The 550-nt window shown below is 77.1% G+C and carries 1 protein-coding gene; it reads right to left on the bottom strand.

Going from position 1 to position 550, the window contains the following annotated elements; genetic code table 11:
• Positions 1-550: glutamate synthase subunit alpha (locus NZU74_20775; GenBank protein MCS6883759.1), on the bottom strand; the 550-nt coding region annotated here is incomplete at both ends.

Raw genomic sequence — 550 nt, 5'->3', positions numbered from 1 at the left:
CGCGCGAGCCAGCCCGCGGCGGGCGGGGGGCGAACGACGATGCGGCCGCCGGCCATGCCCTTGCCCACGTAGTCGTTGGCCTCGCCGACAAGGGCGAGGTGGAGGCCGCCGGCGTTGAAGGCGCCGAAGCTCTGGCCGGCGCTGCCCTCGAACTCGAGTTCGATCGGCCGCATTCCCTCGCCCTGGTCGCCGTAGCGGCGGGCGATGGCCCCGGAGAGCCGCGCGCCGACCGCGCGGTCGGTGTTGGCGATCGGGTAGCGGCCGCGGAAGCCGCGGTTGGCGGCGATCGCGGGCAGCAGCTCCTCGGTCAGCCGGCGCTCGAGGGCGCCGCTCGCCGCCGGACGCGGGGAGGCGTGGATCGGCCCGGCCACCGGGAGCGGGGCGAGCAGCCGCTCGAGCCGGAGCCCGCGGGTGCGGGGCGACTCCGTGGCCAGGGGCTCGAGCAGATCCGCCCGCCCGATGGCCTCCGCGAGACGCCTCAGGCCGAGGCTGGCGAGCCAGCCTCGGAGCTCCTCGGCGAGATGGCGGAAGAAGCGCTCGACCAGCTCCG

This window comes from Chloroflexaceae bacterium, assembly GCA_025057155.1.
Classification (GTDB): Bacteria; Chloroflexota; Chloroflexia; order Chloroflexales; family Chloroflexaceae; genus JACAEO01.
This window is presented reverse-complemented; position numbering and strand designations above follow the sequence as displayed.